Here is a 17,593-nt window from a genome sequence, read left to right on the forward strand (position 1 = left end):
CGAAGCATCCGGCTCCGCGAGAACGACAACACGAGGAGAGATGATGAGCACCTTCAGCCCCGCAGTCCCTTCAGTCCCCTTGCCCGCTCTTTCCGGGCAAGAGACCGCCGCACCCTCACGACCCGCGCTCGGCAGTTTCTCGCGACACGCTTCCCTGGCGTTGTTGCTTGCGCTCGGAGTCGTCTGTGTTGTGGATGCCGTCATCATCAGCTCGCTCCTCACGCCGATCAAGACCAGCCTCCACCTCACCGACGAGCAATTCTCCCGCACCGCTTCCCTGCTCACTTTTGCCGGCATCGCCGGTGCGCCCGTCTTCGCCTTCTTCGCCAACCGCTTCGGGCGCAAGCGCGTACTCCTCGCGGGCATCCTCCTCTGGAGCATCGCCTCCATTGGCAGCGGCCTCGCCGCGGGTCTCGCCGGCTTGTTACTGTGGCGCGCCACCACAGGCTTCGGCGAAGCCGCCTACAACGGTCTCGCTCCAAGCTGGCTCGCCGATCTTTACTCCGCGAAGTGGCGCAATTTCGTCTTCTCCCTCTTCATGCTGCGCAACAAGGTCGGCTATGCCGTAGCGCTGTGGGCTGGCGCAACCATTGCCAGCCGCTACGATTGGCACCACGCCTTCTTCGTCGCTGGCATCCCCGGCCTCGTGCTCGCCGTAGGCCTTCTCTTCCTCAAAGAGCCACGCCCGGGCGAGGCCGATGGAGCAATTGTTCGAGCAGCGAAGCCAGGATCCAGAGAACTGCTGCAGGTCTTACGCTATCCCGGCTACATCGCGCACGCGGTCGCCTTGCTCGTCTTCTTCATCGCACAGGCAGGGCTCATCTGGATCCCCGCATACCTTCACCGCGTCTATGGCCTCACTAACAAAGAAGCCGCGGGTTTCTTCGCGGGCGTCCAGCTCTATACCCTGCCCGTCGGATTGATCGGCGGCTATCTCGCCGGTCTCACATTGCAGAAGCTTCGCGGCGGCCTCGCAGGCTTCCTTAGCCTCACATCTCTCCTATCCGCCGCCGCTGCCTACCTCGCCTACACCTCGCATGATCTCGCCGTCACCAAGGCCTTCATCATTACCTTCGTCTGCGCCTTCGGAGCAAGCGCCGGAACATTGACCACGCTGGTCGTCGAGACCGTTCCGCCCGAACATCGCATCAGCGCCGGCTCCTTCTCCGCCATCATCTCCACCGGGGTCTCGGGCATCGTCGGCCCTGAGCTCATCGGCATTCTCTCGGATCACTTCGGGCTTCAGAAAGCCATCCTCGTCGCTCCCACGGCCTACTTCACGGCGGGCCTTCTCTGGGCCGCCCTGGCCATCTGGCTCGCCACCCGCAGCCTCCCCCAAACAGCAAGCCACATTGAAGGGATCCCATCACGATGAGCCTCTCCACCGCCGAAGCCCTCGAAGACGCAACGCAACCCACTCAACACCATCGCCCGACAGACTGGCTCACCATCGCACGCTCCCTCGCCGACGACTTCCGCACCCACGCCATCGATCGGGATCGCGAAAAAATTAAGCCATTCCAACAGCTCAGGACGTTGAGAGCCAGCGGCCTGCTGTCTCTCTTCTATCCAAAGGAACATGGTGGCGGCGGTGGCTCGATCCACGACGCAGCCTGGTCTGTCCTTGAGATTGGCCGCGCCGACGGCTCTCTCGGCGCACTGCTCGCCTTCCATTACTACAACTCGGCCGTACCCCTCTTCCTCGACTTCGAAGGCGACAACGCCGCCATCCTACGCCGCTCTACCGAACAGCGCTGGCTATGGGGCAACGTCACCCAGTACGTCAACCGTGATTTCTTCGCCGAGCCTCATCCCGACGGTGGCTACACCATCAACGGCACAAAGAAGTGGAACACCGGCGCCCCACTCGCCGACGTCACCACCGTCTTAGCCATTCACACCGGCCTCGACCGCTATATCTACAGCGTCGTCCCCACCAGCCGCGAGGGCATCACCTTCCACGGCGACTGGGATCCCATCGGCCTTCGTGGAGCCGACTCCAGCACCGTCACTTTCAAGAACGTCCGCGTTCATCCCGACGAAGTCATCCCCTGGCGTCACGAGGGCGTACAGGATAAGCCCATCCCTTTCTGGACCACATTCGGTGCCGTCTATTACTCCGCGGTCTACCTCGGCTCGATCCAGGGCGCGCTCGATACGGCACAGGACTACGCCCGAAACCGCAAGCGCCAGGTCCACGCCAAGAACGCCCCGCCAACCCACGCCGACCCACTCGTCCAGGCCCAGTTCGGCGAAGCCTGGATCAAGCTGCAGGCCGGCCTCGGCTACTTCGATCGCGTCATCGCCGAGTTACAGGAGGCATGGGACCGCCGTCGCAACATCACGGAAGAAGAGCGCAACGAGATCGCCGTCAAGACTCTTGCGCTCCGCTATTACACCGCACGCCTCGCCCTCGAACTTACCCCGCAAACCTTCGAGTTCGGTGGAGGCACCATGACCGGCGACGCCGAGGGCTTCGACCGCTTCTGGCGCAACGTCCGCACCCTCGCATCGCACGATCCCCTCGTCCACTCCGTCCGCACCGTCGGCGACTACGCCCTCAACGGAACCCTCACCCGCTTCGGCTCCCACTTCCCCAAGCCCACACCAGAAGAGAGAAAGGACGAAACAAAATGATCATCGACTGGCACAATCACTGGCTCTCCCCCCGCTCCATCGACCTCCTGCTCGCCCGCACGGAAGCACCGTACCTGCGCCGCTCGGAGGATGGCACCCTCACCTATACCGGAGCCGGCAAAGCCCTCGCCCGCCCAAGCCTTGCCCTCGACCGAGGCTTCCACGACATTCCCACGCGCCTCGCTCATCTCGATGAAGCCGGAGTCGATCGGCAGGTCATATCGTGGCCCACGACCTTCGGTCTCGACGGTGTCCTCGAAGCCGACTTCACCGTGCCGTTCTTCAAGGCATGGAACGAAGACCTCGCCGTGCTCGTACGAAAACACCCCGACCGCTTCACCGGTCTCGCCGCCCTTCCGACAGCGGACATTGCCTGGTCCGCCGCCGAGCTCCAGCGCGCCCACGATGTCTATGGCTTCATCGGGGGCGTCCTTCCCGTCGGAGCCTTCCTCACGCTCGAGGGTGCCGAGACTCTTCGCCCCATCTTCGAAGTGGCCGAGCGCAACCACAGCCATATCTATCTCCACACCGGGGCCGCGCACCCATCCATCCCCGGCCAATGGTCTTCCACCCTTCGCCAGGACGCCGCCTGGGCCCGCTGGCTCCTCGAGGTCAACTCCCACTTCGCCGCGTCCATCATCACCCTCACGCTCGGCGGCTTCCTCGACCGCTACCCCAACGTCACCGTACAGATAGCCATGCTGGGCGGAACCCTGTCCTTCCTCGAAGAGGCCATCACCACACGCTCACGCCCAGAGGCCGATCCCGACGTACCCGCCTCGCTCAAGCGCGTCTTCATCGACACCGGAGTTATGGGACAAGGCCCCAACGCCCTTGCCTCCGCCTACCGCGTCTTCGGCCCCGACCGCATCCTCTTTGGTTCGGACTACCCGCTCGTCCCCAGCCAGCGCACCCTAGAAGTCGTCGAGCAAAGCGGTCTTTCCCACAAGCAGAAATCTCTTCTTCTCGCAGGCAACGGGGAACACCTTCTCAAGCAACTTGTCCGCTCCTAGATTCCGAGATTCCCGGACTCCTAGACACCTAGACGACCGAACCAGAACCCATCAGGAGAACGCTTCATGAAGCCCCTCGTCCACCTCGCCGCAGCACCGTTGCTTGCTGCGCTCTTCGCCTTTACGGCCCTCACCGCAACGCCCGTTGTTCTATCTGCCCAGCAGGCCGCCGCGCCCACGCCCAAGCCAGTGATCGAAGAATGGGTCTACCGCACGAAGTACGGCTTCAAGGACGAGTGGTGGGCGATCTTCAAGAAGTACCAGATCGCCATCCTCGAACGGCAGAAGCAGCTCGGCTACGTCAAAGACTTCACCGTCTACGCCCCGAGCCTCCATACCAGCGAAGACTCCCGCTGGGATTACCGCATCATCATCGTTCGAGCCTCGGCCGACGCGCCTCCGGGCCAGTCCGAGGGGGAGGTAGGCAAGCAACTCTTTCCCGATCAGGCCACCTTCCGGCATGACGAAAACCGCCGCTGGGAGCTGACGACGAACCACTGGGACCTGCCCATCCATGTGGTCAATCTCGATGCGTCGAACTAGCACACACTCGCGACATGGATGCAAAACATCAAGAACTGCGTGGGGCTAGCGCGCGGCGACTGCCGTCGTCTGTGGAATGACTTCGAGGAGCGCCGCGCTGTGAGCCCAGATCTTCGGCGAGGAGTGTGTCGAGGTGAGCGCGAGCGTTGACGGCTCACCTGTCCTTCCTGTTCCGGTAAGCGATGATCCCGTGAAACCGTAAAGGCCACAGGCGCTTGCCGAGAAGGCGCCTACGGGCTGCTCGGTGTTGCCCGCGCTGCATCCTCCCGAGGCGGAGAGGAGATGAGCATAGACACCGCCATGATGCCTGTACCCGACGATGTCGCCTTGCGATGAGAGCACCTCATCCTGCGATGGAGTCACCTGGTCTCCTCCGATCTGGGTCGTCGTGCCGCGGGGATCCATGTCGGTTGCCTGGGGCCGGGCAGCATCCCACACAGTCGTAGGATCAGCGAGTGCACGGACATAGACGGTCAAGGGGACGTGGACTCCGCTTCCATCGAGGGTGTCAAAGCGGATCGCCAGATTCGATGGGCTCTGCGTGGCGTAATGCGTTGTATCGAAGTGGAAGGCGTCAGCCGCCAAAACGTGTCCGGTAACATGAGCACCGGCCGAAACCAGCCTTCCATCCGCGAGTTGCACGAGCTGCGTCGTGTGCGCCGAGACTGTGTCGCCAGCGTGCGCGCGGCTCGCATCGATGCCATGGTCGAAGGTGATGGGGAGGGTCGTACCGGGAGCCAGGCGGGAGACCTGGGCAAAGGCTGTGGAGGCCGTCAGCAGAGCGAGTAGAGGGAGGTAATTTGTTTTCATCCGGGCACCTCGGCCAGATAGATATCCGGCAACAATCGAAGTGGACCATGAAACCCCCTTACCAATTCCTTACAAGATCCTGACATTTATGTCAGAAACTTGCGGAGAAGCGATGCGATGGAGAATGATCGATTCGGGGGGCAGACTTTGCCGGAAGCGCTTGCGTCAGCTCGAATTCTGATCGTGGAAGACGATGCGAGAATGGCCGAGTCCCTCGCCTCCGGCCTCGGTCAGCGGGGCTATCAGACGACAGTCGCTCCAAGCGGCGAGGATGCGTTCTTCCTCGTCCACAGTATGCCTCCAGACCTCATCGTGCTGGATCTGACGCTTCCAAAGCGCGGCGGCCTGGAGATTCTGAAACAGCTCCGAGCGGAGAAGCTGGACATCCGCGTCCTGATCCTGACCTCACACAACTCGGTTGAAGACAGAGTCGCCGGCCTGAACGCGGGGGCCGACGATTATCTTGGTAAGCCGTTCTCCTTTCCGGAGCTTCTCGCCCGGGTTGCTTCTCTGCTGCGCCGCGTTCCCATCGCGACTCCGGTTGCCGCGACCTCTCTGCATCTCGCAGATCTCAAGATAGACAAGCAGACACGGGGGGTGAGCCGTTCCGGCACGCCGATCGATCTCACGCCGCGTGAATTCGATCTCCTGATCTACCTTCTCGATCATCGCGACAACACGGTCTCGCGCGAGATGCTGGCCAAGGATGTTTGGTCGGAGGTCTCCCGCTTCACTCCGCTGGACAATGTCATCGACGTACAGATGGCGAGGCTGCGGCGAAAACTTGATGACCCATTCCCGATCAAGCTGCTGCACACCGTACGTGGCATGGGCTTCATCCTGAAGGAGCCTGCACCGTGAGGCTCTCCCGTCCGACTCATATCCGCACGCGGCTTGCGTTGTGGTATGTCGCGATCCTCGCTTTGACTCTTACGGTTTATATCGGGATCGTCTTCGCCTTTCAGTACGTTCTGCTCGAGCACCAGATTTTCCACGATGAGATTCAGGATGTCGAGACGGTCGAAGGCCTGCTCTACTTCGACCCCTCCGGTGCGCTCCGGGTTCAGGAGAGCTACCACTCTCATCCGCAGTCGCGGCTTCTTGTCGATCGCATGATGGAGATTCGCGATCTCACGGGAACGGTACTTTACCGGAGTGACACACTGCATGGGGTCCCTCTCGGTGGGCCGGCCTTTGCAGGCGAAGGAGCAGGAACGTTCAACCAACGATCCACTCAACTCGCCGATGGTACAAGTGTCCTTGCGATCAGCCATCTGCATCCGGTGGAAGGAAGGCCTGTTCTCATCCGCCTCGCGTATGGTCTGGCCCCGCTGCAGGATCGCATGCTTCATTTCTTCCTGCTTCTTCTGTTGGCGACGCCGGTCGGCCTGCTCGTTGCAGGCTTTGCCGGATACAGCCTCGCCCGCAGGGCTCTTCGTCCGCTTGAACTCATGGCTGCGCGTGCCGAGCAGATTACGGCTAGCAATCTCCACGATCGGATTGAGATAGAGAATCCGCGGGATGAGCTTGGACGCATGGCTCGCGTCATGAACCATCTTCTGGAGCGCCTGGAACAGGCCTTCGCACAGCTTCAACGGTTCACGGCAGACGCCGCGCATGAACTCCGGACGCCGCTCGCTTCTCTTCGAGCTACCGGCGAGCTGGCACTCCAGGGAAACACAACGCTCAGCGAGTATCGTGACTCAGTCGGCAGCATCCTTGAAGAAACAATTCGTCTCAATCAAACGATCGAGGGGCTGCTTCTGCTCTCGCGTGCGGAAACCACCTCGGACGCCACCTTGCAGACGACGTTCTCCCTGCAGGAGGTGGTCGACGAAATCCTGCTTCTGCTCGAAGTGATCATCGAGGAGCGTAAGCTGACCATTCGCAAGGAGCACGAGGTCATCGCGGGACTTCTTACGGCAGATCGAAGTCTTGTTCGCGTCGCCCTCCTCAACGTGCTGCATAACGCAGTAAAGTTTTCGCCCGACGGATCCACGATTCGCATTAGCTACTCCAGCGAGCAGTACGAGAGAACGCCTGTCTTGCAGGTGTGCATCCACGACAGCGGCCCTGGAATCCTCAGGAACGAGTACGATCGCGTGTTTGAGAGATTCTTCACCAGCAGCTCGACAGGGACGATTTCAAAGAGTGGGGCGGGGCTTGGCCTGTCCATCGCAAAACTCATCGTTGCGCGGAGCGGCGGACGTATCTTCTTCGATGAGCAGGTCACCCAGGGTGCGCGCTGCTGCGTCGCGCTCCCAATCTCCACCTCCCAAGGATAAGCCGAGGTTTCTTCGTTCGGTGTCAGTGAGCAAAACCGCTAAAGCTCTGCATAAACGCTAAGATCGCCGGCACCAATAAGACGAGGAAGATGCACGGGAAAATGCAAAATACCAGCGGAAAGATGATCTTGACCTTGGTTTTCGCAGCGGCTTCTTCAGCATGCTGACGGCGCTTGCTGCGAAGTTCATCAGAAAAATCACTCAGGGCTTTTGTGATCGGCGAGCCGAAGCGATCTGTTTCCGACAGCATGTTCACAAAGGCACCGATCTCTTCGATCCGAGTGCGATTCGCCAGCGCGCGCCACGCTTCGACTCTGGATGCTCCCGCGCTTCGTTCGAGCATAACGCGTTCGAGTTCCTCCGCGATCTGCGGATGAGAGAGGGCGAGTTCTTCGGTCACGCGTTGAAGAGCCTGGTCCAGGCCGAGACCGGCTCCCACACAGATCACAAGAAGGTCGACCATGTCCGGGATGCTTCGTCGAATACTCTCCCGTCGCCGTTTCTGCTTCGAGCCTAACCACATGTCAGGGAGCATGAATGCTATTGCTCCGCAAATCAACATCCAGAAGAAGGAGTTAGAAGGGGCGAAACTCCCGAGCAAGCCACCCAGGATTACCCCGGCTCCCTGTGTCAGAAAGAAGAGATCGGACACGTAAGATCCTCGGAGACCCGCTTCTCCGAAACGCCTCAGCATCTTCTCGTTCTTCTTCTTGCCGGAACGTTTACTGACTTTGGATACCTGTCGCGAAAGGGAGTCCGCAAACCGTTCGCCCATGCCTACCTTTCGTTTATCCTCGCGACTGCTCTTTACGAGGGCCAACATTCTCTTGGCTTCGGGAGAAGAACGACGAATCCAGGGCAAGCAAAGCAAGAGGAAGCAACAAGAGCCGAGAAACATGACGAGGAAAAGCGTAGTTGCGTTCATTCTCTAGACCTCGATTGCCTTGACTATCCGGTGAATCAGATAGCCGCCAAGGCAAAGCAGACATGCGGCACCATACATAAGCTTTTGCCCGAGAGGATTGTTGAACAGGACGCTGACGTAACCGGGGTTCGTGAGAGCAAGCATCCCGAGCATCAAGATAGGAAGCAGACAGAGGATCCAACCGGTAAGGCGTCCCTGAGCGGTATGTACCCTTACATCACCCTGCAACTTCAAACGCTCGCGTATCACGGCGGAGGTTCGATCCAATATCTGGACCAGATTGCCTCCACTGTCACGCTGTACCAGGATCGCTGTCACCAGAACTTTGAGGTCTTGCGAGGGATAGTGGCGCACCAACTCGGAGAGCGAGTCGCGCATAGGCAGCCCGAACTTCTGTTGCCGAAACACTTCGCCAAAAGCACTGCCTGCCGGCTCCGCCGCCCCTTCGGCCACGATGCCGATCGCCGCCGACATGGAGTGTCCGGCGCGCAAGGCGCGAGACATCATGTCCAACACCTCAGGCAGAACCTTATTCATGGCTGCAGTCCGGCGCGTGGCCTGCCACCTGAGCAGGAATATCGGTCCGCAAGAGGCTATCGCTCCAGCTACGAGTTCCGCGGACAGACTATGAATGCCACAGAGAAATACCGCCGCAACAGCCGCTATCGCCGCGAGACCGCACCACCGAAGCAGTACCTGCGGCGTTCGCTGACTATTTGCCCGCAGCAGGAGCGACTCCAACTTCAGGAGCGCGGAGAATTTACCTACGACAGCTTCCAGAACATGCGAGGATTCCGACTCAGTCTTCTTGAGGAGATTGATCTGGCTGCTGGCCGACAATCCGCCCGCGCCGCCGACCTGCAGCATCGAGAAACGTGCCTGCATCCGCCGGTCTTCTTCTGACACGCGGCCAGCCAGAAGAACGAAGGGTAGGAACAAACCTACGATTGCGATAGCGGACAGAAGCAGGAGCAAGGATAACCTCAGATCTCCATGGAATGGTTCAGCAGACCAGGAGGAAAGTTGATGCCAGCCGCCGTAAGTTTTTCAGAGAATTTAGGCATGATCCCAGTGGCATAAAACCGGCCCTTCACCTTGTTCTGTGCGTCCAGGCCCTTCTTCTCGAAGAGGAAGATATCTTGCATATTGATGACCTGATCGAAAGCGCCAGTGATTTCCGTGATGTGAGTGACCCGCCGCGAACCATCGCTCATACGGGAAACCTGGATGATGAGGTGCACGGCAGAAGCGATCTGAGTGCGGATGGCCCGCTCCGCCATTCGCATGTCACTCATCATGGCCATTGTTTCCATGCGGGAAATGGCATCGCGCGGAGTATTGGAATGGACCGTCGTAATGGAGCCATCATGTCCAGTGTTCATAGCCTGGAGCATGTCGAGCGTCTCCTCTCCGCGGACTTCTCCAAGGATGACGCGATCCGGGCGCATTCGCAGCGCATTGATCACCAACTCGCGTTGCCGCACGGCTCCCTTGCCTTCCACGTTTGGCGGGCGAGTCTCAAGTCGAACGACGTGCGCCTGCTTCAACTGCAATTCGGCTGAATCTTCGATGGTGACAATCCGCTCCTTCTCAGAGATGAAGCCTGAGAGGACGTTGAGCAGCGTAGTCTTTCCGGCACCGGTGCCGCCTGAGACGACAATATTCAGCCGCGCCTTCACGGCTGCCGCGAGAAGTTCGAGCATGGGCTGTGTCAGCATGCCCGTGCGCACTAAGTCTGCCGCACCCAGCGGAGAGCGTCCGAATCGACGAATCGAAAGTATCGGCCCATCGACGGCGAGGGGAGGAATGATGACATTGACTCTCGATCCATCGGGCAGGCGAGCATCCACCATTGGGGATGACTCATCGATTCGGCGGCCGACACTCGAAACGATCTTGTCAATAATCTGCAGGAGGTGACGGTTGTCACTGAAGGTGATGTCGGTCTTTTCCAGGAGACCGTGCCGCTCAACATAGATGGAGCTGGCGGTATTGACGAGGATGTCGCTGATGGACTGATCGTGCAACAGGGGTTCCAAGGGGCCCAGGCCAAATACTTCGTCGAGTACCTCCTGCGCTAGCGTATTACGCTCCGCCGTGCTCAACGGGGTCGTCTGGTCTGTCAGCAACTGGTGGATGATGGACAGGAGTTGCTGCTGGCCGGCTCGAGTGCTCTGGAATTCCGAGAGCTTCTCGAGGTCAAGGCGCTGAATCAGGTCCTTATGGACTCGAGACTTGATGTCCTGCTGCGACGCGACGATGCTGACACGACCATTCTGCGGTCGAACCGGTGCCGCGTAGTTAAACCGGGGAGCTACAGTGCCGTGGGATTCCATGCTATGCCCTCTTTTCCACGGCTTGGGCTCTCGTGCCGATCGACGAGACAAGTTGCTTCAGAGAGGCCCAGGGATGGGATTTTGTGGTGGGCACCTTCACCGATAGCTTCTCTTCGACGAGCCCCACCAGGGATTGTGCCCACTTGGTGATCTCGATGGTGAAGCCGGATTTGCCATCAGCGCTCACCGGGACACCAAGGTTCGCCGAACGGACGAGCTCGATGTAGTTGTTTGGGATACTGAAACTGACAGGCAGGCGAATGGCCTTTTCTATCTCCTCAAGACTTACCGCGAATTGGGAGGAATAGCGATTGATGACGACTCGTACATCGATCGCGCTATCCATTCGAGCTAGATCGTCCACGTGTCGCGATAGATCGCGTATAGCCGTGATATCCGGAGTGGCTACCAGATAGACCTGGGAGGATGCTGTTACGATCGCCCGTGTCAAGTCGTCAGCCAGATTATCGCAATCGACGATGACGAAATCGTACTCGCCGCGGAGAAACTCCAGGGTAGGAACAACCTCCTCCCGGAACATCTGGCGAGCGATCTGCCCGACATCGGGCGAAGACAGGAGTTCGACCCCGCTCGGGTGCTTGCTCACAAATGACTTCAGAAGCTCACTATCCAAACGATTGACGTTGCTTACAAGTTCCTGGAAGTGGCACGAACTGCCGTCGGCCCCGAGGTAGATACACACGTGTCCGAATTGCGGCTTGCTATCGATGAGGAGCACTTTCTTCTTATTATTCTGTGACAGGTAAATCGCTAGATGGACTCCCAGGGTTGTCGTGCCAACGCCCCCTTTTGCGCCCAGCATCGAAAGGACGGTGCCCGCCGTTTGCGGAGTGGATGTGCGAGCGGCAAGCTGCTGCTCCACACCATGAAATGCATTGTGCAGTGTTTGCGGAGCCAAGGGAAGGTTCAGAAATTCCGTGCAGCCGGCACGCATGGCTGCCAGCATATACGGCATCTCCGCCTTGCCGGACACAGCCATGATCCCAAGGTGTCCGGGGAAGACCTGCCGCAGGAAGGCTGCTGCTTCGGCCGCTTGATCCGGATCCTTCTCGAAGTCAATCAAAGCGATGCAGCCGTCTCCAGCCTTCAGCGCGTCAGGAAAATGAGGGCGGCGGCGCGATGAGATGTAGCTATCGAAACTGGCCCGTGTCACGGTCCATTGACGCTCCATGGCGACATCGAGGGCTGCGCTCACGATGTCCTCGGAGACACACACCGACAGCAACGTCATGTTCAGCGCATCGGAGTCAACTGTATTCATCATCGACCTGCATCTCCAGAGTAGTAAGTCCGCTATGTCGCACTACGGCGTGTGAATCGTCGGAAATCCCGTATCAAACTTCTTTTCGTTCAAGAATGGCCGAACTGTCGTTGGCTCAGCCGGTGGTGTGCTGTCCGACACTGGATCGACTATTGTTGGGGTCACCACAACGATGAGCTCAGAGGTAGACAGGTTGACTCCCTTGGACTTGAAGAGCGCTCCCAGGATCGGAACATTGGCGATACCCGGGGTCCGAGCGAAAGCATCGGTTGTGCGGCGGTCGAGCAAACCGGAGATCGCAAAGCTCTGTCCACTGCGCAACACCACCTGTGTATCCACGTGCTTGGTGGAGATGGCAGGAATGGTGTATCCGCTGATGGAAACTTCATTGGTGTAGTCGAGTGAGCTTACCTCTGGCGACACCTTCAGCTCGATGGTCCCGTCTTCATTGACCTTCGGTGTGAAATTGAGCTTTACGCCATATGGGCGAAATTGAATCGTAATCGAGGTAGCGCCGGTGGATGCTCCCTGCACCACGGGAAAGGGGAACTCGCCACCTGCGAGAAAGCTTGCGGGCTGCCCATTGAGCGTGGTGATAGTGGGCTCGGAGAGGATCTGTACGATTTCTTTATTCTCGAGGTCTTGCACCGAAACTCCAACGCCTGCCCTGGCGCTGTAGAAGAGGAAATTCAACGGATTACTGATGGTCAGCGTATTCCCTCCAACCAGCAGACCAGTACCGGTGCCTCCACTGGTAAGTGTCGCTGGAGAGGAGAACTGCGAGGTCCCCGAAGATCCGACTGAGTTACCGGGGCCCGGAGCAAAGATATTGATTCCGTACTGATTGAGTCTCGAGCGATCGACTTCCACGAAACGCACCTTGAGCTGCACCTGCTTGGCGTTCGTGGAATTCACGTTCAACGAATTCACAACGTCCTTAGTAAATTGAGCGGCTAGCTTCTCGGCGGCGTCCGAGGCGACCTGGGTCGTGACGGAGCCGGTAAGTGTCACGCGCCCCTGATGTTCCTCGACGGCAATCCTCTCGCCCGGCAAAGCTCCTTTGAGGGCACTGCGAAGCGGATCCAGATCAAGCTCGCTGGAGATCATGTAATTCTGCATCTGGTTCTTTTCATCCCAGAGGACGACGGAGACGATCCCCGGAGCTTTCGCGGTAAGGAGGATCTGCTTCGGGCTGACAATATAGGACTCGAGTGCCGTCGGATTACCAACGTAGAGACGACTTACCCTCGACTTTGTATTCACAAAGAGTGTGTGCCCCACACTTAGATGAATCGTGTCCGTCGCGGGCTGCGATGCTTGTGCCGCTTGATCGAGCGAAGTGGTGACCTGCAAGGAATCTCTCGTTGTGGCGCTGCCAGGAGCGGTGGTCTGACACGATACGCTGCCAGTGACACCGAGAACGATGAGTGAGATACAGGCGCGGGGGCGAAGCAAAATGAGTTGGCTCCAATACCTAAGCAGATTTTTCATGGTTGGCCTGCCTGGAATGTTTGAACCGTAGATTTTCCGCCCGAGAGGGTTTCCACGCTGAAGGCGCCCGTTGACTGGCCCGCAGATTTTTTTCCGGACGGCGCAGGCGATTTGCCGGCCGCGCGGCCCAGCGACGAGCCCGGCGGGGCGAGGGTTAGCTGAGGGATATAACTGGACAACGACTTATCCGACTGGTTGCGAAGAACAAAGGTGAGTTTCCCCTGAGAACCTGCTACCGCAAGCCGGGCTGCTTCGTTCGGAGTCAGGAGAAGGGTGAGCGTCTCATCGGAAGGATGCGTGTTGTCCGCTGCCGGGGTCCCCTTTCTTCCAAGAAACAGGACCCGGACATTCTGCACGACCATCGAGCTCACAAACGTTGCATCCGTATCGGAGTGGTAACTCACAAGAATGTCGAGATAACTTCCCACAGCGATCAGACCCGAAAGTCCAGCAGCCTCATCGGACATCTTGATGGATACGGCGCGCATTCCATCCGGTACGGACGCTGCGACGCTATCGACTTCATTCCCGGCCAGGGAATGCTCAACGACCGGCTCGCCCGCGGACACCGAGATCAGAAGCTCCCGTCCGATGATGTCCTGAGGTCGTGTAAAGGCGCCCGGAAACTGCACGGACACTGGCCAACGAACCACCGCGAGCGACGAGGCTGTCAGCCGCTCGCCGTTATGGATATCGTGGGCTGCAACAACGACGTCACGCGTGGCTACCGGACTGGCCGCAGGAGGAGCGGCATGTCCCATGTGCTTGCTCAACTGCCAGGTGAGCAGCCCGGAGCAGGCCAATGCGAAGACCAGAGCGCAAAGTAAGCGTTGAAGGTTCATCGGGGCAGACTCACCGAAGACTGCAGCACTATTGTCAATATGGCTCCCGATGCGATGGCCAGGGCGTATGGCAGGCGGAGAGTATTGCCTTCAAGCACATTGATTTCCGGATGCGGCGTCAATCCACTTCTGCCATGATGCGCCGTCAAGACCAGGACATTCGAGAGGGTCTGCCGGACTGCGCCGCGCTTGACCGCAAGGATGACTCCCATCAATCCACCGCAGAGAGCAGTCCACACCAGGAGCGGACCCACGCTGGCCAGTCCCAAGAAACAACCCTCAGCCGCAATCAGCTTGACATCCCCGGCGCCCATGCCTCCCGCGAGGTGAAATACGAAGAACACCGCGCCGCACGCAAGAAGCGCGAGGAAAGAGCTCCCACACTCGCGCCAACCGCCTGCCACGAAGTGTAGCAACAGCCCCGCGAGCATCGCCGGTCCTGTGAGCCAGTTCGGAATGCGGCGGGTGCGCACATCGGTCAACGCCCCTATCAGGCCGCAGCCAAGCGCCAGCATCGCGGCGAGATTATGTGTGACATCGTAGGTGGTCATTTGGGCCTGGATCATGTTGACGATAGAGCACACACTGAGAGGAACGGTCCACCGAAGCGGGGCTGGACCCTTCCACGGTTAGACGTTGCTGGTTAGAGTGGTACCGATCTTGGTGAAGGCGCTGCCCAGTGTGGTTGCGAAGGTCTTCATGGTTGCGACCGCGCCGAGTCCGATAAGCGCTGCGACGAGGGCGTACTCGATGAGATCCTGCCCGGACTCTTCCCGGACAAGCCTAGAGATGATCTGTTTGATGTTCATTAGTATGCTCTCCTGATAATTGATATTTGTTGTTAGGTCAGCCGGCGACAAGATACTGCTCCGAAAATCACATGCCGGCTTGCAGGACTTCACGCATGTGCTTGCCCTACCTAGACTGCGCGTCTATATCGGCAGATCAAGTGACTTAGCCCAAGCTTCTGCGCGCCCATGGGGGGGATGCGCAAGGGACAAAAGTTGTAGCCACAGTCCTGAACATTGGATCGGAGATGCCGTTATAGACGGCGGCCCTCAGATCGCTCCTTGCCGCAGGTTCTAACAGACTTCGCAGCATGACGGGACAACCACAACCCTCCTCTTTCACTCTGCGGTGACAACAGGAAATTGCCCATGATCTCGGATTCAAATAGCTGAGGAGAGGAGGTTCAAGGTGGATATCTCAACCATTCGCATTATCGCGGCGGTGCTGGCCGTGATCGTGCTCGCTGCTCTCGTGTACCGTCGGAAGTCCTCGAACGCGCTTTAATTACTTGATTGGAACTCTATGCAGACGGTCGTCATTCGCAACCATATAAGCGGCGCGGAAATAGGAGATCGCATCGAATATGCCGCGAACTCCTTGACTCGTCTCGTAGGGCTCCTTGGAAGAAGCACGCTAACCGCCGGGGAGGGATTGTGGATCGATCCCTCCTCAGGTGTCCACACCATCGGAATGCGCTTCGCCATCGACGTCGTAGGCCTGGATCGGAGCATGCGGGTCATCAAAGTCTGGCAGCGACTCAAACCGCAACGCGTGACTTCCATCAGTACCAATGTCCGAAGCGTGCTTGAACTTGCGGCGGGGGAGATTGATGCGCGCTCCATCAGGCTGGGAGATGTGCTCCGCGCGACTCCTGCGCAGAGATAGCGATCTGCGTAACTCTCTCCAGTGCTGTTTCAAATGGAACTCCCCGTCCGGGATCTTTCTCCCGCAGCTTTATAAGACCCTCGGTCGAATAACTCCCTCCCGATGCTAGTTGGGCGATTTTTCCTCCATGGCAGCCGAAGAACGCTGGAGAGCACCGGGCGCGATATTCGTTGCCCATGTCCCCGCCGATTGCCAACGCTTCCTCAATAGCCAATTGATCGCCGGCGCCGCCAGCACTGTCAAGACAGGGTCAACCACGAGCCGGTAGCGGAACTCGGCATGCGTTATGTAATACGGAAGCGGGAAGACAAGCAAAGGGATCAACATCGTCAGACAGATGTCCCTCCTTGCGCCTTGCCACAGTAGAGCAAGGCCGAACCCGCCCAATATCAGCGTCAGGGTTGCGTGAAGCCCAAAGAGAACCGACCCACCCGAAGTTCCGGTACCGGTCCAAAAGCGGAGGACGCGCCGCGCGGACATCGTGAGAAAGATGGACGGATGTGCATGGATAAAGTCTGCCGCCATCTGACCTTTATGCGCCATGTAGTCAATCTCCCCCCTTGCTCTATAGTCCGCCAACTCAGCCTGGTTATATGTCGGAAAGAGTGATGTATCCAGGAAGCCGGTTGCGTGCTCGTTATTCCCCATCCACAGTTCCAACCCTACCGTGGTGCGCGTAAGCACGCAGGCGTGAAAGACCCGGGCGTTGCGCAGTGGCCACGGAGAATACAAGAGTACGGCTCCGAGAGACCAGACTGAGACGAAGCGCCATCGTTTGGCAAGGGCGGGAGCCTTGAAAAGCGTATAGATGACGATGAGTGTCAGGCATGGGGCCAGTGCTGGATTAAACAGAGCGGCCGTTCCGCATAGCATTCCACAGACGCACCAGAATTTCGTTGTATCCCTCCGCCTGGAAAGCAAGAGCGAAGCAAGTCCGATCGGACACAAGGCGGACAGATTCGTTTCCCAAAAGATCGTTGGCATCCAGATCAGCGGAAGAGAGCATGTCCAGAAGATCGAAACGAAGAAAGCACTCCGCTCACTGGCGATCGTCCGGCTTAACCTGTAGATGAGATACGCCGTCGCCACATTGCAGACGGCACCGAAGAGCATCAGGCAGAGCGCCGAGGCCGATGTATAGCTTCCGAACAGACGGAAGACAAAGCTAACCAGGAGCGGATATCCCGGAGCCACGATGGCCGTCGGTCCTGTCTCCATGCCAAAGGGCGAACTCAAGCCCTTTCCCCGGAGGAACGAGTCGGCGAGAAGTCCCATCTCCAAGCCTCGGGAGAAGAACCACCCCGGAGCAAAATAAACCTTCGCATAGAGTACGAGGAGCAGGCGCGAGACAAGCGCGGTAGCGATCACGATTGCGGTACGATCTCGCTCGGGTTCGCCGTACGGCGAGACGCTCCCATGATCTCTATTGGACAATGGTCACCTTAGAGGTGGAGGTGAGCGAGAGGGTATTGTTCGGAAGTAGTGGAGATACGAACGAGAAAGGATAGGTAACCGTCACTGTCACAACACATCCCGCAGCATTGGTCGGGACGGAGGAGGAGGAGAGGCAAGATGCTCCGGTGGCATCTGTCCCCGGCCATGTTGTGCTGGCCGCCAGGTTCGATGGGACAACGCCGGGGGAGGATAACGAGCGCACAAAGGCTGTGACGTTACTGCTGTTCGCGACGCAATTGGACGCAGTGGCCGAGGCGCAACTCGATGTCCAGGAAGCGCCACGAACCATGGCGTAACGCG

19 protein-coding genes are annotated in these 17,593 nt (G+C 58.8%); 9 read left to right on the top strand and 10 right to left on the bottom strand.

Annotation, left to right across the window (positions count from 1 at the left end; all coding sequences use genetic code 11):
• Positions 1-40 precede the first annotated feature (40 nt).
• From GRAN_RS06170 to GRAN_RS06185, 4 genes are all read left to right on the top strand, one after another.
• A complete protein-coding gene (locus GRAN_RS06170; protein WP_206662707.1) occupies positions 41-1,375 on the top strand; it encodes an MFS transporter in 1,335 nt (444 codons plus the stop codon).
• Entirely contained in the window at positions 1,372-2,637 is a 1,266-nt protein-coding gene (locus GRAN_RS06175) for an acyl-CoA dehydrogenase family protein (RefSeq protein ID WP_128912074.1), read from the top strand. The genes GRAN_RS06170 and GRAN_RS06175 overlap by 4 nt, the downstream gene beginning before the upstream one ends.
• Positions 2,634-3,650, top strand: coding sequence for an amidohydrolase family protein (locus GRAN_RS06180; protein ID WP_128912075.1), 1,017 nt, complete (start codon positions 2,634-2,636; stop codon positions 3,648-3,650). The genes GRAN_RS06175 and GRAN_RS06180 overlap by 4 nt, the downstream gene beginning before the upstream one ends.
• 66 nt (positions 3,651-3,716) lie before the next feature.
• The gene (locus GRAN_RS06185) at positions 3,717-4,193 is read left to right on the top strand and encodes a hypothetical protein (protein ID WP_128912076.1); all 477 of its coding nucleotides are present in this window, start codon (positions 3,717-3,719) and stop codon (positions 4,191-4,193) included.
• 45 nt (positions 4,194-4,238) lie between these two features.
• On the opposite strand, the gene GRAN_RS06190 is transcribed toward GRAN_RS06185, so the two are convergent.
• Positions 4,239-5,003, bottom strand: coding sequence for a hypothetical protein (locus GRAN_RS06190; protein ID WP_128912077.1), 765 nt, complete (start codon positions 5,001-5,003; stop codon positions 4,239-4,241).
• Positions 5,004-5,120: 117 nt separating this feature from the next.
• On the opposite strand from GRAN_RS06190, the gene GRAN_RS06195 reads away from it, so the two are divergent.
• Positions 5,121-5,864: a response regulator transcription factor gene (locus GRAN_RS06195; protein WP_128912078.1), complete on the top strand. Its 744-nt coding sequence runs from the start codon at positions 5,121-5,123 to the stop codon at positions 5,862-5,864.
• The gene (locus GRAN_RS06200) at positions 5,861-7,288 is read left to right on the top strand and encodes an ATP-binding protein (RefSeq protein ID WP_128912079.1); all 1,428 of its coding nucleotides are present in this window, start codon (positions 5,861-5,863) and stop codon (positions 7,286-7,288) included. The genes GRAN_RS06195 and GRAN_RS06200 overlap by 4 nt, the downstream gene beginning before the upstream one ends.
• A gap of 22 nt (positions 7,289-7,310) precedes the next feature.
• Here GRAN_RS06200 and GRAN_RS06205 read toward each other — a convergent pair whose 3' ends face one another.
• Positions 7,311-8,213, bottom strand: a complete 903-nt coding sequence (locus GRAN_RS06205) for a type II secretion system F family protein (protein ID WP_128912080.1) — start codon at positions 8,211-8,213, stop codon at positions 7,311-7,313.
• 3 nt (positions 8,214-8,216) lie between these two features.
• Positions 8,217-8,750, bottom strand: coding sequence for a type II secretion system F family protein (locus tag GRAN_RS25410; protein ID WP_161570865.1), 534 nt, complete (start codon positions 8,748-8,750; stop codon positions 8,217-8,219).
• Positions 8,751-8,840: 90 nt separating this feature from the next.
• Between GRAN_RS25410 and GRAN_RS25415 the strand changes: the two genes are divergently transcribed.
• A complete protein-coding gene (locus tag GRAN_RS25415) occupies positions 8,841-9,116 on the top strand; it encodes a hypothetical protein (RefSeq protein WP_161570866.1) in 276 nt (91 codons plus the stop codon).
• A gap of 80 nt (positions 9,117-9,196) precedes the next feature.
• On the opposite strand, the gene GRAN_RS06215 is transcribed toward GRAN_RS25415, so the two are convergent.
• The 6 genes from GRAN_RS06215 to GRAN_RS06240 form a co-directional block, all read right to left on the bottom strand.
• A complete protein-coding gene (locus tag GRAN_RS06215) occupies positions 9,197-10,549 on the bottom strand; it encodes a TadA family conjugal transfer-associated ATPase (RefSeq protein WP_128912082.1) in 1,353 nt (450 codons plus the stop codon).
• A 1-nt stretch (position 10,550) separates the two neighbouring features.
• Positions 10,551-11,834, bottom strand: a complete 1,284-nt coding sequence (locus tag GRAN_RS06220) for a CpaE/TadZ family protein (RefSeq protein ID WP_128912083.1) — start codon at positions 11,832-11,834, stop codon at positions 10,551-10,553.
• Positions 11,835-11,873: 39 nt separating this feature from the next.
• Positions 11,874-13,184 (bottom strand): type II and III secretion system protein family protein, encoded by a 1,311-nt coding sequence (locus tag GRAN_RS06225; RefSeq protein WP_161570867.1) that lies wholly within the window; start codon positions 13,182-13,184, stop codon positions 11,874-11,876.
• Positions 13,185-13,318: 134 nt separating this feature from the next.
• Positions 13,319-14,164, bottom strand: coding sequence for a Flp pilus assembly protein CpaB (gene cpaB, locus GRAN_RS06230; protein WP_128912085.1), 846 nt, complete (start codon positions 14,162-14,164; stop codon positions 13,319-13,321).
• Positions 14,161-14,715: an A24 family peptidase gene (locus tag GRAN_RS06235; protein WP_241654363.1), complete on the bottom strand. Its 555-nt coding sequence runs from the start codon at positions 14,713-14,715 to the stop codon at positions 14,161-14,163. Before GRAN_RS06235 ends, cpaB begins: the two co-directional genes overlap by 4 nt.
• Before the next feature lie 78 nt (positions 14,716-14,793).
• Positions 14,794-14,973: a Flp family type IVb pilin gene (locus tag GRAN_RS06240; protein ID WP_128912086.1), complete on the bottom strand. Its 180-nt coding sequence runs from the start codon at positions 14,971-14,973 to the stop codon at positions 14,794-14,796.
• Between the two features lie 502 nt (positions 14,974-15,475).
• Here GRAN_RS06240 and GRAN_RS06245 point away from each other — a divergent pair.
• A complete protein-coding gene (locus tag GRAN_RS06245) occupies positions 15,476-15,838 on the top strand; it encodes a DUF192 domain-containing protein (RefSeq protein ID WP_128912087.1) in 363 nt (120 codons plus the stop codon).
• Between the two features lie 105 nt (positions 15,839-15,943).
• Here the strand turns inward: GRAN_RS06245 and GRAN_RS06250 are convergent, their stop codons facing one another.
• Positions 15,944-17,272, bottom strand: coding sequence for an ArnT family glycosyltransferase (locus tag GRAN_RS06250; protein ID WP_128912088.1), 1,329 nt, complete (start codon positions 17,270-17,272; stop codon positions 15,944-15,946).
• A 146-nt stretch (positions 17,273-17,418) separates the two neighbouring features.
• Between GRAN_RS06250 and GRAN_RS26070 the strand changes: the two genes are divergently transcribed.
• Complete coding sequence (locus GRAN_RS26070) at positions 17,419-17,589, top strand: hypothetical protein (protein WP_241654364.1); 171 nt, start codon at positions 17,419-17,421, stop codon at positions 17,587-17,589.
• The last annotated feature ends 4 nt before the right edge of the window (positions 17,590-17,593 follow it).

Source organism: Granulicella sibirica (assembly GCF_004115155.1).
Classification (GTDB): domain Bacteria; phylum Acidobacteriota; class Terriglobia; order Terriglobales; family Acidobacteriaceae; genus Edaphobacter; species Edaphobacter sibiricus.

Coding starts and splice junctions, on each gene's coding strand:
- GRAN_RS06170 (WP_206662707.1), top strand. CDS start 41: ATGATGAGCACCTTCAGCCCCGCAGTCCCTTCAGTCCCCTTGCCCGCT.
- GRAN_RS06175 (WP_128912074.1), top strand. CDS start 1,372: ATGAGCCTCTCCACCGCCGAAGCCCTCGAAGACGCAACGCAACCCACT.
- GRAN_RS06180 (WP_128912075.1), top strand. CDS start 2,634: ATGATCATCGACTGGCACAATCACTGGCTCTCCCCCCGCTCCATCGAC.
- GRAN_RS06185 (WP_128912076.1), top strand. CDS start 3,717: ATGAAGCCCCTCGTCCACCTCGCCGCAGCACCGTTGCTTGCTGCGCTC.
- GRAN_RS06190 (WP_128912077.1), bottom strand. CDS start 5,003: ATGAAAACAAATTACCTCCCTCTACTCGCTCTGCTGACGGCCTCCACA.
- GRAN_RS06195 (WP_128912078.1), top strand. CDS start 5,121: ATGGAGAATGATCGATTCGGGGGGCAGACTTTGCCGGAAGCGCTTGCG.
- GRAN_RS06205 (WP_128912080.1), bottom strand. CDS start 8,213: ATGAACGCAACTACGCTTTTCCTCGTCATGTTTCTCGGCTCTTGTTGC.
- GRAN_RS25410 (WP_161570865.1), bottom strand. CDS start 8,750: ATGAATAAGGTTCTGCCTGAGGTGTTGGACATGATGTCTCGCGCCTTG.
- GRAN_RS25415 (WP_161570866.1), top strand. CDS start 8,841: ATGAATGCCACAGAGAAATACCGCCGCAACAGCCGCTATCGCCGCGAG.
- GRAN_RS06215 (WP_128912082.1), bottom strand. CDS start 10,549: ATGGAATCCCACGGCACTGTAGCTCCCCGGTTTAACTACGCGGCACCG.
- GRAN_RS06220 (WP_128912083.1), bottom strand. CDS start 11,834: ATGATGAATACAGTTGACTCCGATGCGCTGAACATGACGTTGCTGTCG.
- cpaB (WP_128912085.1), bottom strand. CDS start 14,164: ATGAACCTTCAACGCTTACTTTGCGCTCTGGTCTTCGCATTGGCCTGC.
- GRAN_RS06235 (WP_241654363.1), bottom strand. CDS start 14,715: ATGACCACCTACGATGTCACACATAATCTCGCCGCGATGCTGGCGCTT.
- GRAN_RS06240 (WP_128912086.1), bottom strand. CDS start 14,973: ATGAACATCAAACAGATCATCTCTAGGCTTGTCCGGGAAGAGTCCGGG.
- GRAN_RS06245 (WP_128912087.1), top strand. CDS start 15,476: ATGCAGACGGTCGTCATTCGCAACCATATAAGCGGCGCGGAAATAGGA.